Consider the following 15,449-nt stretch of genomic DNA (forward strand, 5'->3'; position numbering starts at 1 on the left):
GGGGGAACGGCGAACGGCGGGGGTTCAGACGGCGAACGGCGGGGGTTCGGACGGCGAAGGGCGGGGGTTCAGACGGCGAAGGGCTCCGGGAGCCCGGCGGCGCGGCGCAGCGAACCGTCCCGGACCAGGCCGGCCACGGCGGCGATGTCGCCGTCCATCCGCCGGTCGCGGTCGGTGAACGGGGCCTGCTCGCGGATCAGTCCGTGCACCTTCTGGAGGGTGGGCGAGGCCTTGCGCAGGCCGCGCAGCTCGACCGCCTGGGCGACGGCGAGCAGGTGGATCGCGGTGACGTCGCGGGCGAGCTCGACGACCGTACGGGCGTCGCGGGCGGCGATCGTGCCCATGCTCACCTTGTCCTGGTTGTGCGCCTCGGTGGAGCGGGAGAACAGTGAGGCGGGAAGGGCGGTCTTGAGCGCCTCGGCGGTGATCGCGGAGGCGGCGATCTGCATGCCCTTGAAGCCGTGGTGGAGCCCGGCGTGGGCGTCGGTGTCGGCGGCGGGGGCGATCAGGTTGGGCGGCAGGCCGCGGCTGAACTTGGGGTCGACCAGCAGGGCGAGCTGGCGGTCGAGCAGGTCGGCGGTGTTGGCGACGGCGGTCTTGAGGCCGTCCATGGCCTGGCCGACGTGGCCGGCGTAGAAGTTGCCGCCGTGGTGCAGCAGGCCCTCCTCGGTGTCGAACAGCGGGTTGTCGGTGGAGGAGTTGACCTCGGTCTCCAGCCAGGGGCGCACCCAGTCCAGGGTGTCCCGCAGCACGCCGGTGACGTGCGGGGCACAGCGCAGCGAGTACGGGTCCTGGATGCGGTGCTCGTGGGTGAGGAAGCCGCGGTCGCCCAGGCGTTCCTGGCGGTCGAGGATGCCCCGGTAGTCGGTGGCGAGTTCGGAGCCGTCGAGCAGGGCGCGGATCGCGGCCGCGGAGGCGAGCTGGCCGGGGTGCGGCTTCTGGCGGTGCAGGAACGGGTGGAAGTGCGAGGCGTTGCCGTTCAGCGCCTCCACGGCGAGGGCGGTGGCGATGTCGGCGGCGGCGGCGAGTTCGGCCGCGTCGTGGGCGGCGAGGACGGCGAAGGCGGAGGTGAAGGAGGTGCCGTTGATCAGTGCCAGGCCCTCCTTGGCGGTGAGCACCACCGGTTCGATGCCCTCCTCGGCGAGCGCCTCGGCGGCCGGGCGGATCCGGCCGCGGTGCAGCACCTCGCCCTCGCCGAGCAGGGCGTGCGCCAGGTAGCAGAGCGGGACCAGGTCGCCGCTGGCGCCGAGCGAGCCCCGTTCGGGGATGAGCGGCAGGATGTCGGCGGCCAGGTGGCGCAGCAGGGTGTCGACCACGACGGGCCGGATCGCGGAGGGGCCGCGCCCCAGGCAGTTGGCGCGGATCAGCTGGACGGCGCGGGCGACCTCGGGCGCGGCGGTCGGGCCGGTGCCGTTGAGGTGGTAGGTGATCAGGTTCCGCTGGAGCGCGGCGGCGCGGTCGGCGGAGATCTGCCGCCCGACGGAGTCGCCGAATCCGGTGGTGATGCCGTACAGCGGGATGCCGCGCGCCAGCCAGTCCTCCTTGAGGGCGACGGAGGCGGACATCCTCCCGGTGGCGGCGGGGGCGAGGACCGGTCCGGCGGTGCCGGGGCGGGCCCGGGCGACGGAGACGATGTCGGCGAGGGTCAGGTCGTGGCCGGTCAGGGCCAGAGGAGGCGTGGTGGGCATGGGTCCTCGTTCCTGGGCGGAGCGGGCGGTCCGGTCGGAGGGGGCGGTGTACCGGCTGGCCCCAAGTCTCGGGATCGGACAGGTGTTCCGTCTTCGGGCGTCGGTACGGACCGGATCCCGTCCCAACGGCCGGGCGGCGGGCGGCGACCCGGCCCAACGGACGGGCCGTCGGACCGGGTCGCCGGGGCGTCCGCCGAGCCCCGTCACCACTCGACGGGCAGCGCCTTCGGACGCAGTGTCAGCAGGCCGCCGAGCCACTCGACCTCCTCGGCGGGCACCGCGAGCCGCAGCGAGGGCAGCCGGCGGGCCAGGGTGCCGAAGGCGACCTGGAGCTCCATCCGGGCGACGCCCGCGCCGGGGCAGTAGTGGGCGCCGTGGCCGAAGGCGACGTGCTTGGGGTCGGCGCGGGTGAGGTCGAGCCGCTCGGGGTCGTCCACCCGGCGGATGTCGCGGCCGGCCGCGTGCATCACCGGGATGACGCCCTCGCCCTTGGCGACCGGGGTGCCGGCCAGCTCCAGGTCCTCGGTGGCGACCCGCATGAAGCCGATCTCGGACGGCGGGGCGTAGCGCAGCAGTTCCTCGGTCGCGTTGTCCAGCAGGTCGGGGCGCTCGGTGAGCAGCCGCCACTGGTCGGGGTGGCGCAGCAGCTGGTACAGCGCCCGGGAGACCGCGCTGACGGTGGTGTCGTGGCCGGCGACCAGCAGGTTGATGCCGAGCCAGACCAGCTCGCGCTCGTCGAGGCGGTCCTCGTCGTCGCGGGCCGAGATGAGGGTGGAGAGCAGGTCCTCGCCGGGGTTCGCGCGGCGTTCGGCGACCAGCCCGGCGACGTACGCGGCGGACTCCTGGCGGGCGGCGAGCCGCTCCTCGGGGGTGTGGGCGGTGATGGAGACCAGCCGGTCGGTCCACTGCTGGAGCAGCGGGCGGTCCTCGACCGGGGCGCCGACCATCTCGCAGATCACCCAGACCGGCAGCACGGCGGCGAAGTCGTGGTGCAGGTCGGCCGGCCGGGGACCTTCGACCAGGCGGTCGATGAGCTCGTCGGCGATCTCGACCACCCGGGAGCGCCAGCGCTCGGCCTTGCGCGGGGTGAAGGCGGGGGAGATCAGCCGGCGCAGCCGGGCGTGGTCGGGGCCCTCCTGGTTGAGCAGGTTGTACGGGTTGTCGGAGAAGTCCTCGCCGGAGACGGTGCGCACGGCGCCCGGCTCGCGCAGCGCGGCCCGGGACAGCCGCTGGTCGGAGAGCGCGGAGACGACCTCGTCGTAGCCGGTGACCAGCCAGGCCTGGTCGCCGCTGGGCAGCCGGACCCGGCTGACCGGGCACTTGGCGCGCAGTTCGGCGAACTCGGCGGGCGGCTCGCCGTAGGGGGAGAGCGGAAGGGGGTAGGCGGTGAGGTCCTGGTCGGTCATCGGTCTGCCTCTCGGTGGGATCGCTGGGGTCGTGGTCGGGCGGTCGTGGTCTGGCGGTCGTGGTTCCGGTCGGGGGTTCGGGTGCGGGCGCGTGCTCAGGTGGTCGGGGCTTCGGTCAGGCGGCCGGTGTCCGGGTCGGGGGCGGGCGCCGGACCGGCCGGGGGGCTCGGGGGCGTGGCGTCGGTGGTGCGCCGGCGGGGTGCGGCGAGCAGCCGTACGGCCGGGAGCTCGACGTACCGGTGCAGGAGCCCGGCGAGCAGCCAGGCGGCGGTGAACGCGCCGAGCAGCAGCGCGGTGGCGACCGGGGTGGTGAAGGTCCGTCCGGCGCCGAGGGCGCGGTGGCCGTGGTCCAGGATCAGCCGGTGGACCAGGTAGAAGGCGAACGTCCAGCTGCCGAGGGTGACCAGCGGCCGGGAGGTGAGGAAGGTGCGCCGGCCGGCCACGTCCCGGGCGGCGAGCGCGGGCAGCAGCAGGGCGATCGGGACGATCGCGGGGGTGGTCAGCCCCCACAGGAACGGCAGCTGCTTGGCCAGGAGTTGGGCCGGGATCAGGAGCAGGGCGGCGGGCAGGGCGCCGATCGGCAGCCGGCGGCCGGTGAGGACGATCCGGGCGAGCAGGATGCCCAGCACGAACTCCAGCAGCCGCACCGGCGGGAACACGTAGACGAACCAGAACTGCCACACCGAGCCGGAACCGAAGGGCAGCGGCGGACGGTCCGGCAGCAGGGCGGAGGCGGCCGGGACGAGCAGGACCGCGGCGATCACCCCGGCGGTCCAGGCCCAGAGCCGTTCGGGGCGGATCTTCCGGATCCAGCGCACCAGCAGCGGGAAGGCGGCGTAGAAGAAGATCTCGCAGGAGATCGACCAACTGACGTCGTTGAGGCTGGAGAAGACCTCGCGGTCCGGGTTCCAGGTGTGCACCAGGAACAGGTTGGGAACGGCCTGGCGGGCGGTCGCGGCGTGGCCGGCCACGGCGAGCAGCACCAGTGCGGCGGCCCAGGTGAGCACGTGCAGCGGGTAGATCTTGGCGGCCCGGCGGCGCCAGAAGCCGCGGGCACTGTGGTCGGGGCGCGAGCCCCAGGTGATCACGAAGCCGCTGAGGACGAAGAAGCAGCTGATCGCGGTCCAGGCGCCGTTGGCGACGAGCCAGGCGTAGGCGTCGGCGACCCCCGCGTCGCCGAACGGTTTCTCCATGTCCGCGTGGAAGGCGAAGACCGGGACCACGATCAGGAATCTGACGCCGGTGAGCGAGGGCAGGCGGGGACGTCTGACGGATTCGGGCATGGGTGGGCAACTCCCCCGTGGGTAGGGCCGATATTTCTAAGGTTCGGCAATTATCAAACAATAGGAAGTCAACTCGCGGAGATGCAAGGGGTGTTGGTGGTCGCGTGGCGCAGAGATTGTTTGACGCTAGATGATTTGACTGCTACGTTCAGCCCACTTGATTGAGATGCAGACGATTGTCTGCCAGATGGATTGGGAGAGGGCCGATGCCGGACACGGCGCCCCGCACCCTCGGCGCGCACAAGGGGTTGGCACTCCTGGTGCTCTGCGCCCAGCTCTTCCTCGACTCGATGGACGTCTCCCTGATGGGTGTCGCCCTGCCGGAGATCAAGCAGGACCTCGGCCTCGGGCCTGAGACGCTGCAGTGGATCATCTCCGGCTACGCCGTCGCCTACGGCGGCTTCCTGCTGCTCGGCGGCCGAGCCGCCGACCTCTTCGGCCGGCGCCGGCTCTTCTTCTGGGCCACCGCCGTGTTCGCCCTGGTCAGCCTCGCCGGCGGGCTCGTCTCCGACGGCACCCTGCTGGTCGTCAGCCGCGTCATCAAGGGCGTCGCCGCCGCCTTCATCGCCCCCGCGGCGATGTCGATCATCACCACCACGTTCAAGGAGGGCCCCGAGCGCACCCGCGCGATGGGCATCTTCTCCCTCACCGGCGCCAGCGGCTACGCGGCCGGCCTGGTGTTCTCCGGCGTCCTGACCGAAGTGCACTGGCGGCTCATCTTCTTCGTCCCCTTCGTCGTCGCCTCGCTCGTCCTCGCCGTCACCAACTACGCCGTCGCCCCCGACCAGGCGCGCACCGGCGAACGGCCCGGCTTCGACGCGGCCGGCGCGCTCACCGCCACCGCCGGCGTCCTGCTGCTCGTCCTCGGACTCGTCCGCGCCCCCGAAGCCGGCTGGGGCTCCGCCGCCACCCTCGGCTCGCTGATCGCCGCCGTCGTGCTGCTGGTCGTCTTCGTGGTCATCCAGCAGCGCCGCACCGACCCGCTGCTGCCGCTGCGGATCTTCCGCTCTCGCACCCTGTCCACCGCCAACACCATCGGCCTGGTCTGGGCCTGCGCCACCATCGGCTGGCAGTTCATCGCCCTGCTCTACCTCCAGCAGGTGCTCGGCTACAGCGCCCTCCAGGCGGGCCTGGCGATCGTCCCGATGGCCGCCGCGATCCTGCTCGCCGTCAACCTCGCGCCCAAGCTGATCAACCGCTCCGGGCTGCGCCCGGCGGCCGTCCTCGGCCTGCTCCTCCAGGGCGGCGGCATCCTGCTGTTCCTGCGCACCGGCACCGACAGCAACTACCTGAGCGTCCTGCTGCCCGCGCTGATCGTGCACGGGCTCGGCAACGGCACCAGCTTCCTCGCCTTCAACATCGCCGCGGTCGGCGGCGTGAAGAACGAGGACCAGGGGCTGGCCACCGCGCTGGTCACCGCCGCCCTCCAGCTCGGCGGCGGCATCGGCGTCGCCGTCGGCGCGGCGGTGCTCACCGGCGTCGGCGGCGCCTCGCCCTCGCTCTCCGCGTACCACTGGGCCTTCCTGGTCGCCGCGCTCTTCTCGGCCGTCGGGCTGGTCGCCGCCGCCCTCGGGCTGGGGGCGCCGAAGGGCGGGGACGCCGCGCAGGCGCCGCCCGCCGAGGCCTCGCCCGCCGAGGCGCAGGCCCTGGCCGCCGACCTCCAGGAGGGCCGGGCGTGACCGCCACCCGGCCCGCCGCCACCGCCGCCGCCGTCGAACACCTCACCCCGGACGACCCCCGGCTCTCCTGGGACGGCATCAGCGGCCTGGCCCGGCACGAGGACCGCTGGATCCCGCTGCGCCTGCCGCTGGACCGGGTGGCGACCACCCTCTCCGCCGACTTCGCCCGCCTCGCCCGACTCCCGGCCGGCGCCCGCTTCGGCCTGCGCACCGACGCCGTCGAACTGGTCCTGGAACTGGACGCCGAACCCGGCAGCGCGCCGCTGGACGTGGTGGTGGACGGCGTCGTCGCCCACCGGTGGCACCCGGTGCCCGGCCGCCACCGGCTCACCCTGCCGCTGCCCGCCGGCGCGAACGGCCCGGCCGAGGTGGAGATCTGGCTGCCGCACCTCAGCCGCACCTGGATCGGCCGGCTCTCGCTGCACGGCCACCGGGTGCTGGAGCCGCTCGAACGCACCGGCCCGCGCTGGATCGCGTACGGCAGCTCGCTCACCCACGCGATGTTCCCGCACGGCCCGTCCGAGAGCTGGGTCTCCCTGGTGGCCGTCCGGCACGGCTGGCGGCTGCGCAACCTCGGCTTCGCCGGGGAGGCGTACCTGGACCCGCTGGTCGCCCGCGTCCTGCGGGACACCCCGGCCGAGCTGATCACCCTGGAGATCGGCACCAACGCCTACATCCGCAGCGTGTTCACCGCGCGCAGCTGGGGCTCGGCGGTGTGCGGCTTCGTCGAGACCGTCCGCGACGGCCACCCCGACACCCCGATCGCGGTGATCGCCGCGCTGCCCTCGGTGGAGCGGGAGAAGGCGGTCAACGCCGCCGGGCTCACCCTGGAGGGCATCCGGGAGCTGACCGGCGAGGCGGTCCGGGTGCTCCAGCGGCTCGGCGACCGGCGGCTGCACCTGGTCGACGGCCGCGAGGTGCTGCCCGTCGCCGAGGCCGACCGGGTCTACGCGGACGGGCTGCACCCGACCCCGGACGGCGAGCACGACCTCGCCGACCGGGCCGCGCCGATCCTCCGGCGGTTCCTGCCGGGCTGACGGCCGGTCCTGCCGGGTTGGCGGTCGACTCCTGCCCGCCCGGCGTCCGGCTCCTGCCGGGCCGACGGCCGCACCCGGCCGGGGCGGCGCCCGGCTCCGAACGACGGTGCCCCGACGGGACGTTCCCGCCGGGGCACCGTCGTGTGCCGGGGCCCGTCAGGCCGCCGCGGTCCGTGCGGGCAGCCGGGGCACCGCCGCCAGCAGCTGCCGGGTGTACGGGTGCTCGGGGGAGCGGAACACCCGCTCGGCCGGGCCGTACTCGACCGCCCGGCCGTCCTTCATCACCAGCACCCGGTCGCTCACCTGGCGCACCACCGCGAGGTCGTGCGAGATGAACAGCATCGCCAGGCCCAGCTCGGCCCGCAGCCGGGCCAGCAGCTCCAGCACCTGCGCCTGCACCGAGACGTCCAGTGCCGACACCGGCTCGTCGCAGACCAGCAGCCGCGGCCCGGTGGCCAGCGCCCGGGCGATCGCCACCCGCTGGCGCTGCCCGCCGGACAGCGAGCGCGGCCGCCGCTCCAGGTGCTGCTCGCCGAGGCCCACCTGGGTCAGCAGTCCGACCGCCCGCTCCCGCCGGGCCGCGCCGCGGGCCACCCCGGCGACCGCCAGCGCCTCGGCCAGGATCCGCCGGACGGTGAAGCGCGGATCGAAGGAGGCCAGCGGGTCCTGGTGGACCAGTTGCACGGCGGCCCGGGCCGGACGGCGCTCGCGCTCGGGCAGCGCGCTCCACGGGCGGCCGTCCAGCAGCACCTCCCCGGCGTCCGGGGCCAGCATGCCCATCACCAGCTGGGCGGTGGTGCTCTTGCCGGAGCCGGACTCGCCGACGATGCCCAGGGTCTCGCCGGGCGCGAGCGTGAACGACACGTCGGCGACCGCCTCCCGCAGGCCGCCGTCCGGGGTGCGGTAGCGCTTCACCAGGCCCCTGGCGGTGAGGAGCCGGTCCTGCTCCTGCCCCTGGTCCTGTTCCTGCTTCCGCTCCTGCGCGTCGGCCGCCGGGGCCGGCCCCGGTCGGTCCGGATCGGGCGCGGCCGCCAGCAGCATCCGGGTGTACGGGTGCTCGGGCGCACCCAGCACCCGGTCGGCCGGTCCGCTCTCCACGATCCGGCCGTCCTTCATCACCGCGATCCGGTCCGCCAGCCGGGCCACCACCGCCAGGTCGTGGCTGATCAGCAGCAGGGCCGTCCCCTCGGCCTTCAACTCGCCGAGCAGGTCGAGCACTTGGGCCTGCACCGTGACGTCCAGCGCGGTGGTCGGCTCGTCCGCGACCAGCACCCGCGGCCCCGCCGCCAGCGCGGAGGCGATCAGCGCCCGCTGGCGCAGCCCGCCGGAGAGCTGGTGGGGGTACTGCCGGGCCCGTTCGGCCGGCTCCGGAACCCCGACGTCGCCCAGCAGCTCCTCGACCCGGCCCGGCACCTCGGCCTTCGGCAGCACCCGGTGGGCGAGCAGCGGCTCGCCCACCTCGGTGCCCACCCGGCGCAGCGGGTCCAGCGCGGACAGCGCGTCCTGGAGCACCAGTGCGACGGTGCGGCCGCGCACCCGGCGCCACTCCCGCTCGCCGAAGGCGGCGGCGTCCCGGCCCTCGACCAGGAAGCGCTCGGCCCGGACGGCGGCACCGGGCGCGGTCAGTCCGACCAGCGTCCGGGCCGTGACGCTCTTGCCCGAGCCGGACTCCCCGACCAGCGCCAGGCACTCGCCCGCCGACAGCGACAGCGACACCCCGGCCACCGCCGTGGTCCGCTGCCTGCCGTGGCCGAACTCGACGCTCAGGCCCTCCAGTTCGACGATCGGGCTCATGGCGTCCGTCCTTCCAGGCGGCGGTGCAACTGACGGCCGAGCACGGTGATCGCGACCACCACGGCGGTGATGGCGGCCCCCGGGAACACCGCGATCCACCAGGCGGTGGACAGGAAGTCGCGCCCCTGGGAGAGCATCGCCCCCCACTCCGGGGCGGGCGCCTTGGGTCCGAGCCCGAGGAAGCTGAGCGCCGAGCCCGAGACCACGGCGGTGCCGACGGCCAGCGTGGCGGGCACCGTCAGCGGCCCCAGGGTGTTCGGCAGCACGTGCCGCAGCACCACGGCCGCCCGGGGCACCCCCAGGGCCGTCGCGGCACGCACGTACTCCGAGCCGCGCACCACCATCGCCTGCCCGCGCACCAGTCGGGCGAACCCGGGGGTGGCCGCGATCGCGATGGCCAGCAGCGCGTTGCCGGTGCCCGGACCCACCACCGCGATCACCAGCAGCGCGAGCAGCAGTTCGGGCAGCGCCAGGAGGACGTCCACCGCGCGCATCGCCACCTGGTCGCCGATCCGGCCGGACAGCGCGGCCGGCAGGCCGACCAGCAGGCCCGCCAGGACCGACAGCGCCGTCGCGCCGAGCCCGATCAGCAGTGAGTACCGGGCGCCGTGCACCACCCGGGCGTACACGTCCCGGCCCAACTGGTCGGTGCCCAGCCAGTGTTCGGCCCCCGGCGGGGTGAGCGCGGCGACCGGGTCGGCCGCCGTCGGGTCGGCGTGCGCGAGCAGGGCGGGCCAGGCGCAGGCCACCACCGCCGCCGCCAGGACCAGCGCGGCGAGCAGCACCCCGGGCCGTACCCGGTCCGCCCGCCCGCCGCCCGAGCGGACCGCCCGGGCGGCCGGCCCGGAGGCCGGCGCGACGTCGGCGTCGGGGGCGGGAGTGGCGTCGGGGTCGGGGGCGATGCCGGGGGAGAGGGGGCCGGTCATGCCGCCACCTCCCGCACCCGGCCGGCGCCGCGCAGCCGGGGGTCGATCAGCAGGTAGAGCGCGTCCACCGCGGTGTTCACCACCAGGTAGACCGCGGCGGACAGCAGGATCAGCCCGATCACCACCGGCAGGTCGTGCCCGGTGACCGCGTCCAGCGCCACCCGGCCCAGACCCGGCCGGGCGAACACCGTCTCCACCAGGACCGTCCCGCCCAGCAGCCCGCCCACCAGCCAGCCGCCCAGCGTGACCGCCGGCACCAGCGCGTGCCGCAGCGCGTGCCGGCCGCGCAGCGCCAGCGGGCCGATCCCGCGCGAACGGGCGGTCAGTGCGAACGGCTCGTGCAGCGCCGACTCCAGCCCCTCCCGCAGCACCTGCGAGAGCAGCGAGCCGAACGGCACCGCCAGGGTCACCGCCGGCAGCACCAGCGACTGCCAGCCCTCCGCCCCGGCGACCGGGAACAGCCGCAGGTGGAAGGAGAACAGCGTGAGCAGCAGGACCCCCAGCCAGAACGGCGGGGTGGAGATCGCCAGCAGCTCCGCCCCGGAGGCCGCGCCGCGCACCGCCCGTCGCCGCCCGGCCGTGGTCACCGCGGACACCAGGGCGAACACCAGGATCAGCCCGAACGCCGTCAGCGCGAGCCCCGCGGTCGGGCCGAGCTGCTCGCCGATGATCCGGCTCACCGGCTGCTGCTGCTGGTAGGAGCGGCCGAGGTCGCCGCCCAGCAGCCGGCCCAGGAAGGTCAGGTACTGCTCGAACAGCGGGCGGTCCAGCCCGAACTCCCGGGTGATCTCCGCCCGGACGGCCGCCGAACCGGTGGTCACCGAGCCGCCGAGCAGGGTCGACACCGGGTCGCCGGGCACCAGGTGCAGCGCCAGGAACCCCAGGGTGGCCGCACCCCAGAGCACCAGGACCGCACCGCCCAGCCGGTGCAGCACCGCGCGCGCGACCCGTGTCACTTGTTCTTCCAGACGCCGGCGAACTGCGGCCACGCGTTCGCGTCGAACGCCAGGCCCCGGACGAGCTGGGTGTGCCCGATCAGATTGGTGGTCACGTACAGCGGCAGCACCGTGCCGTGCTCCACCGCCCACCGCTCGGCCTTGGTGTAGTCGGCCTTGCGGGCGGCCGGATCGGTGGTCGCCGCGCCCGCCGTCAGCCAGCCGTCGAGCTCCGGGTCCTTGCTGAGCGACACGTTCTGGCCGCCGGCCGCCGGGGTGTTGGAGGAGAGGTAGAAGCCCGCCAGGATCGCCGGGTCGGCCCGCACCCAGGAGTTGTCCCACAGGTCGTAGTCGCCGCTCGCGTAGATCTTGAAGTAGGTGCCGTTGTCGATCGAGTCGCGGACCAGCTCGACCCCGGCCTTCTTCAGGTCCGCCTGGATGCCCGCCGCCAGGGTGTCGCGCTGGTCGCGCACCAGCGAGGCGATGTACGGCCAGTGCAGGGTCAGCCGCTTGCCGTCCTTCACCCGGTAGCCGTCCGCGTCCCTGGCGCTCCAGCCGGCCTCGTCCAGCAGCTTGCCGGCCGCCGCCGCGTCGTGCGGCAGCGCGTCCTTCAGCCCGGCCTCGTACGCCGCCGGGGTGGTCGGGCTCAGCGGGCTCCAGGCGCGCTCGTACTCGCCGAAGTAGATGCTCTTGACCAGCGCGTCCACGTCCACCGACCGCTGGACGGCCCGGCGCACCCGCTCGTCCTGCAGCGGCCCCCGGGTGGTGTTCAGGAACAGCGAGTAGACCACGCCGGGGTTCTGCGTGCGGTTCACCTCGATGCCGGTGGCCGCCCGCACCGTGCGCACCGCGGTGACCGGCAGCGTGGCCGCGTCCACCTGGCGGCTGGTCAGCGCGCCGCTGCGGACCGAGTCCTCGGGCAGGAAGCGGATCGTCAGCCCGTCCAGGTACGGCGCGCCCTGGTTCGCGGCGCCCTCCGGGGCCCAGGCGTAGGCGTCGTTGCGCTTGAACTCGACGTGGTCGTTCTTGACGTACTCGGTCTCCTTGAACGGCCCGGTGCCCACCGAGTTCTCGCCGCCCGCGCACAGCTGGTCCGCCTTCTCCGCCAGCGACTTCGGCGAGGCGATGCCCAGGTAGGGGGTGGCGACCGCCTGCAGGAACGGCACGTACGGCTCGGCGAAGGACACCCGGACGGTGTGCGGGTCCACCACCTCCGTGCCGGTGTACGGGCCGAGCAGGCTGGCCGCGTACAGCGACTTGGTCCTCGGGTCCTTGACGTGGTCCAGGTTGGCCTTCACCGCGGCCGCGTCGAAGACCGTGCCGTCGTGGAAGGTGACGCCCTCGCGCAGCTGGAAGGTGTACGTGCGGGCGTCCGGCGAGATCTGCCAGGACTTCGCCAGCCACGGGTGGAAGGCGCCCTTGTCGTCCAGGTACACCAGCGAGTCGAAGACGTTGCGCTGGATCACCGCCGTCACGTCGCCGGGGCTGACGTGCGGGTCCAGGCAGGACGTGCCGACCGCCACCGCGTACTTCAGGGTGCCGCCGCGCACCGGGGCCCCCTCGGCGCCCGCCCCCGGCCCGGCCGGGCCCGCCGAGGAGCAGCCGGCGAGCAGGACGGCCGCCAGACCGGCGGCGGGCACGGACGAGGGGACGGCGAACGGACGGCGGACGCGCCGGGCGGCGGGCACGGGTCTGCTGGGCATGGGTGACTCCTTGGTGGTGCCGGTGGAGGGCGTACGGGACCGCCGCCGGGCGCGGGCGCGCACGGCGGGGGAAGGGGGAGAGGAGAAAGATGGGGCGGATCCTGCGTCGGATCCCGCGTCGGATCCGCGCCGGGCCTCGCTCGGGCGTCAGGCCGAGGCGCGGCAGGCCGAGGAGCGGCAGGGGGCGCCGGGCACACCGGTGCCACGGGCGCGGTCGAGGGCGCGACATCGGCCACGGCTGCCCGGACCACCCGCCGACGGGGCGAGGCCCCGCGCGGCCGGTGTCCTGCCACCGCTGCTGTGCACTGCGGCCTCCGATGCCTGCGCGTTCGCCCGTTTCGCGCACCAGGGTGCCCGCTACCGGCGGTTCCTGGCCACCGCGGCGTTCCACCCAGTGGAAGACGCCGCCCGGCGGGGCGCGTCACCCGGGGAAGACCCCCTCCGGAGGCGTGTCACCCGGCGGGGTGCGCCTCCTCCGCGGCCACCGAACGCGCGACCTCGGCCGCCATCAGCCGCCCCGCCTCGCGCAACCGCCCCTCGTACCGGGCCGGATCCACCGGCGCGGCCACCACCAGCCCCAGCGCGGCCAGCAGCGAACCGTCCGGATGGAACACCGGCACCGCCACCGCCCCGTACGCCGGCTGCATCTCCCGGCGCGCGTACCCCACACCCCCGCGCCGCACCGCCGCCAGCTCCCGGCCCAGCCGGCCCGGCGCCACCACCGTGTACCGGGTGTGCCGCGCGCCCGCCGCCGAAAGACCCGCCGCCACCTCCCGCACCAGCGCCTCCGGCGCGTGCGCCAGCAGCACCCGGCCCACCGCCGTGGCGTGCAGGTCCATCCGCCCGCCCACCCGCACCTGGAACGGCGAGGACTGCGCCGCCGCACTCGGCAGCCGGTCCAGCAGCAGCGCCGAACGGCCGTCCAGCGCCGCCACCAGCGCGGTCTGCCCGGTCCGCTCGTGCAGCTCCCGCAGGGCCGGCTGCGCCAGCTCCCGGATGCGGCGCAGGCACGGCGCCAACGCCCCCAGCGCCCACAGCCGCCGCCCCAGCCGGTACCCGCCGTCCCGCTGCCGCTCCAGCGCGCCCCAGGCGACCAGCTCACGCACCATCCGCAGCGCCGTCGGCGCCGGCAGCCCGGTCTGCCGCGCGATCTCGGCCAGCCGCAGCGACTCCCGCTCCCCGTCGAACGCCTCCAGCACCGAGAACACCCGCCCGGCCACCGAGCGCCCCCCGGCCTCCCCCGAATTCCCCGCCACCCGCCCCACCCTCCACCGCCACCGCCGCCCACATCCCGTCACCCGCCCCAACACCCGCGCCCGGCACGCGGATTCCGCGGTGCGGGCTCCGCGTACCGCGGCCCTGCGCGAGGCCGCCCGGCGGAACCGGGCCGGCGGATCCGGGCCGGGCACCCTAGAGCAGGCAGTCGGCGGTGGTGAGGACGGCCCGCGTCTGGTGGGCGAGTTGCTCCTGGACGGGGACCCAGCGGGCGCCGAAGCGGTGGCGCAGCCGGTCGAGGCTGTCGGTGACGACGGCGCGGGCGCGGTCGCGGGCGGCCTCGGCGGCGGGGTCGCGGGCGTCGGCGAGCAGCCGCAGCAGGACCGACGCGACCCGCAGCGGCACGCGGGCCGCGACCAGGCCGGCGGTGGTCACCCGGGAGGCGGTGAGCGGCTCGGAGCCCCAGCGCTCCAGCCACTCCTCGGCCACCCGCGGGGCGGCCGCCAGGCTGAGCTCGACGGTGCGCAGCAGCGGGCCGAACGCCTCGTGGCCGTAGGCCTCGTACTGGTGCGCGGCGACGCCCGGGAGCAGGGCGGCGAGCTCCTCGGCGCGCGCGGTGAGGTCGCGGGCGGCCGCGGCGAGGGTCTGCGCCCCGGCCGGGTGGGGACGGGCGTCGCCGACCGCGTCGACGGCCCACATCGGGACCTCCAGCACCGCGCTGACCGCGCCGTACCGGGCCGCGTACGACCAGGTGGACAGCTCCGGCTCGTCCGGCAGGGCCCGGGAACCCCCGGTGCCCGGGGCCGGCATCAGATAGGTGCCCGGGTCCGGGCTGGCCCAGCCGATCGCGTCGTAGGAGTCCACGTCGAGCGGGACGCCGGCCCGTTCCGCGGAGCGGGCGAAGCGACCGGCCAGGCCCTGGACCGGGCGGGTGAGCTGGACGAACGCGCCGCCGAAGTCCACCCCGTGCAGCGAGCACTGGAGGAAGGGGCGCAGCTCGTCGATCAGGCCGGTCAGCGCCAGGCTCTCCGGCATCGGCGGGCGGCCGGAGCCGGGGGCGGGCAGCAGTTCGGGCTGCTCCTCGAAGGAGGGGCGGAAGAAGTGCTCGTAGTGGCGCCGCATGGTGAGCGGGCCGTCCAGCCAGCCGGCGTTGAGCGCGGCACCGTCCGGGTCGAGGCAGAGCAGCAGGTGCCAGGAGACGCCGGGGCAGGCGGGACGGTCCAGCAGCACCTCGGCGAGCCGGACGGTCCCGGCGGTGCCGATCGGCTCGTTGGGGTGCGGGCCGCCGACCACCAGCACCGCGCGCGGCCCGCGGTCCACGGAGAGCAGCATCAGCGGGCGCCCGGCCCGGGAGCGGCCCACCTCGCGCAGCCGGCAGCGGTCCGGGTGCCGCAGGGCGAGCCGGCGGGCGGCGGACTCGGCCTGGGCGGGCGTGGGGTAGCGGGCCGGCCGGTTGTCGAGGGGCCGGAGGGGGCGGATCCGCCGACCGGTGTCGGTCATGGTTCTCCTAGCGCCGGTCGTACGGCCGCCGGGGCGCGGGCGTGCGGGTGCGCCGCCGGGCACGGCGTGCGGGCGGGGGACGGGGGCGGGAACGGGTCGGGGCACCGCGCGGGCCGGGACGGGGGCCGAGCGGAGCCGGGACGGGGCCTGGCGGGGGCGGACAGGGCCGTGCCGGAGCGGCCCGTGGTGAGGGAGGGTCGCGCCGGCCGGAAAACCGAGAGGGCCGAGCGTACGACTCAACTTCCGTGTCCGGAAGGGGGGCAGATCTCTTTGGCGGAGCCCT

At 75.4% G+C, this 15,449-nt stretch carries 11 protein-coding genes; 2 read left to right on the forward strand and 9 right to left on the reverse strand.

All coding sequences use genetic code 11. The features are described 5' to 3' along the window. Positions 1–68 precede the first annotated feature (68 nt). The 3 genes from ACGFSC_RS19890 to ACGFSC_RS19900 all read right to left on the reverse strand — a co-directional run bounded on the left by ACGFSC_RS19890 (position 69) and on the right by ACGFSC_RS19900 (position 4,377). The gene (locus tag ACGFSC_RS19890) at positions 69–1,688 is read right to left on the reverse strand and encodes an aromatic amino acid ammonia-lyase (RefSeq protein ID WP_359908111.1); all 1,620 of its coding nucleotides are present in this window, start codon (positions 1,686–1,688) and stop codon (positions 69–71) included. A 203-nt stretch (positions 1,689–1,891) separates the two neighbouring features. Then, the gene (locus tag ACGFSC_RS19895; protein WP_359908108.1) at positions 1,892–3,094 is read right to left on the reverse strand and encodes a cytochrome P450; all 1,203 of its coding nucleotides are present in this window, start codon (positions 3,092–3,094) and stop codon (positions 1,892–1,894) included. A 95-nt stretch (positions 3,095–3,189) separates the two neighbouring features. Beyond that, positions 3,190–4,377, reverse strand: coding sequence for an acyltransferase (locus tag ACGFSC_RS19900; RefSeq protein ID WP_359908105.1), 1,188 nt, complete (start codon positions 4,375–4,377; stop codon positions 3,190–3,192). 206 nt (positions 4,378–4,583) lie between these two features. On the opposite strand from ACGFSC_RS19900, the gene ACGFSC_RS19905 reads away from it, so the two are divergent. Together ACGFSC_RS19905 and ACGFSC_RS19910 are read left to right on the forward strand one after the other, a co-directional pair. Beyond that, positions 4,584–6,056 (forward strand): MFS transporter, encoded by a 1,473-nt coding sequence (locus tag ACGFSC_RS19905; RefSeq protein WP_359908102.1) that lies wholly within the window; start codon positions 4,584–4,586, stop codon positions 6,054–6,056. Further along, complete coding sequence (locus tag ACGFSC_RS19910) at positions 6,053–7,093, forward strand: SGNH/GDSL hydrolase family protein (RefSeq protein WP_359908099.1); 1,041 nt, start codon at positions 6,053–6,055, stop codon at positions 7,091–7,093. Before ACGFSC_RS19905 ends, ACGFSC_RS19910 begins: the two co-directional genes overlap by 4 nt. A gap of 156 nt (positions 7,094–7,249) precedes the next feature. Here ACGFSC_RS19910 and ACGFSC_RS19915 read toward each other — a convergent pair whose 3' ends face one another. From ACGFSC_RS19915 to ACGFSC_RS19940, 6 genes are all read right to left on the reverse strand, one after another. Continuing rightward, on the reverse strand, positions 7,250–8,887 hold the full coding sequence (locus ACGFSC_RS19915) for an ABC transporter ATP-binding protein (protein WP_359908096.1): 1,638 nt from the start codon (positions 8,885–8,887) through the stop codon (positions 7,250–7,252). Beyond that, positions 8,884–9,813 carry an ABC transporter permease gene (locus ACGFSC_RS19920; RefSeq protein WP_359908094.1) on the reverse strand — a complete coding sequence of 310 codons (930 nt, stop codon included), beginning with the start codon at positions 9,811–9,813 and terminating at the stop codon, positions 8,884–8,886. The genes ACGFSC_RS19915 and ACGFSC_RS19920 overlap by 4 nt, the downstream gene beginning before the upstream one ends. After that, the gene (locus ACGFSC_RS19925; RefSeq protein WP_359908091.1) at positions 9,810–10,769 is read right to left on the reverse strand and encodes an ABC transporter permease; all 960 of its coding nucleotides are present in this window, start codon (positions 10,767–10,769) and stop codon (positions 9,810–9,812) included. Before ACGFSC_RS19925 ends, ACGFSC_RS19920 begins: the two co-directional genes overlap by 4 nt. After that, positions 10,766–12,451, reverse strand: a complete 1,686-nt coding sequence (locus tag ACGFSC_RS19930) for an ABC transporter substrate-binding protein (RefSeq protein ID WP_359908088.1) — start codon at positions 12,449–12,451, stop codon at positions 10,766–10,768. The genes ACGFSC_RS19925 and ACGFSC_RS19930 overlap by 4 nt, the downstream gene beginning before the upstream one ends. 452 nt (positions 12,452–12,903) lie before the next feature. Beyond that, positions 12,904–13,707: an IclR family transcriptional regulator gene (locus ACGFSC_RS19935; RefSeq protein WP_359908086.1), complete on the reverse strand. Its 804-nt coding sequence runs from the start codon at positions 13,705–13,707 to the stop codon at positions 12,904–12,906. A gap of 154 nt (positions 13,708–13,861) precedes the next feature. After that, positions 13,862–15,166 carry a M14 family zinc carboxypeptidase gene (locus tag ACGFSC_RS19940; protein WP_359908084.1) on the reverse strand — a complete coding sequence of 435 codons (1,305 nt, stop codon included), beginning with the start codon at positions 15,164–15,166 and terminating at the stop codon, positions 13,862–13,864. Positions 15,167–15,449 lie beyond the last annotated feature (283 nt).

The organism is Kitasatospora sp. NPDC048715 (assembly GCF_043198905.1).
In the GTDB taxonomy this organism is placed as follows: Bacteria; Actinomycetota; Actinomycetes; order Streptomycetales; family Streptomycetaceae; genus Kitasatospora; species Kitasatospora lactacystinica.

What these genes read in the sequence shown, in the direction of transcription:
- ACGFSC_RS19905 (WP_359908102.1), top strand. Translation starts at nt 4,584, where the DNA reads ATGCCGGACACGGCGCCCCGCACCCTCGGCGCGCACAAGGGGTTGGCA.
- ACGFSC_RS19900 (WP_359908105.1), bottom strand. Translation starts at nt 4,377, where the DNA reads ATGCCCGAATCCGTCAGACGTCCCCGCCTGCCCTCGCTCACCGGCGTC.
- ACGFSC_RS19920 (WP_359908094.1), bottom strand. Translation starts at nt 9,813, where the DNA reads ATGACCGGCCCCCTCTCCCCCGGCATCGCCCCCGACCCCGACGCCACT.
- ACGFSC_RS19940 (WP_359908084.1), bottom strand. Translation starts at nt 15,166, where the DNA reads ATGACCGACACCGGTCGGCGGATCCGCCCCCTCCGGCCCCTCGACAAC.
- ACGFSC_RS19930 (WP_359908088.1), bottom strand. Translation starts at nt 12,451, where the DNA reads ATGCCCAGCAGACCCGTGCCCGCCGCCCGGCGCGTCCGCCGTCCGTTC.
- ACGFSC_RS19895 (WP_359908108.1), bottom strand. Translation starts at nt 3,094, where the DNA reads ATGACCGACCAGGACCTCACCGCCTACCCCCTTCCGCTCTCCCCCTAC.
- ACGFSC_RS19915 (WP_359908096.1), bottom strand. Translation starts at nt 8,887, where the DNA reads ATGAGCCCGATCGTCGAACTGGAGGGCCTGAGCGTCGAGTTCGGCCAC.
- ACGFSC_RS19890 (WP_359908111.1), bottom strand. Translation starts at nt 1,688, where the DNA reads ATGCCCACCACGCCTCCTCTGGCCCTGACCGGCCACGACCTGACCCTC.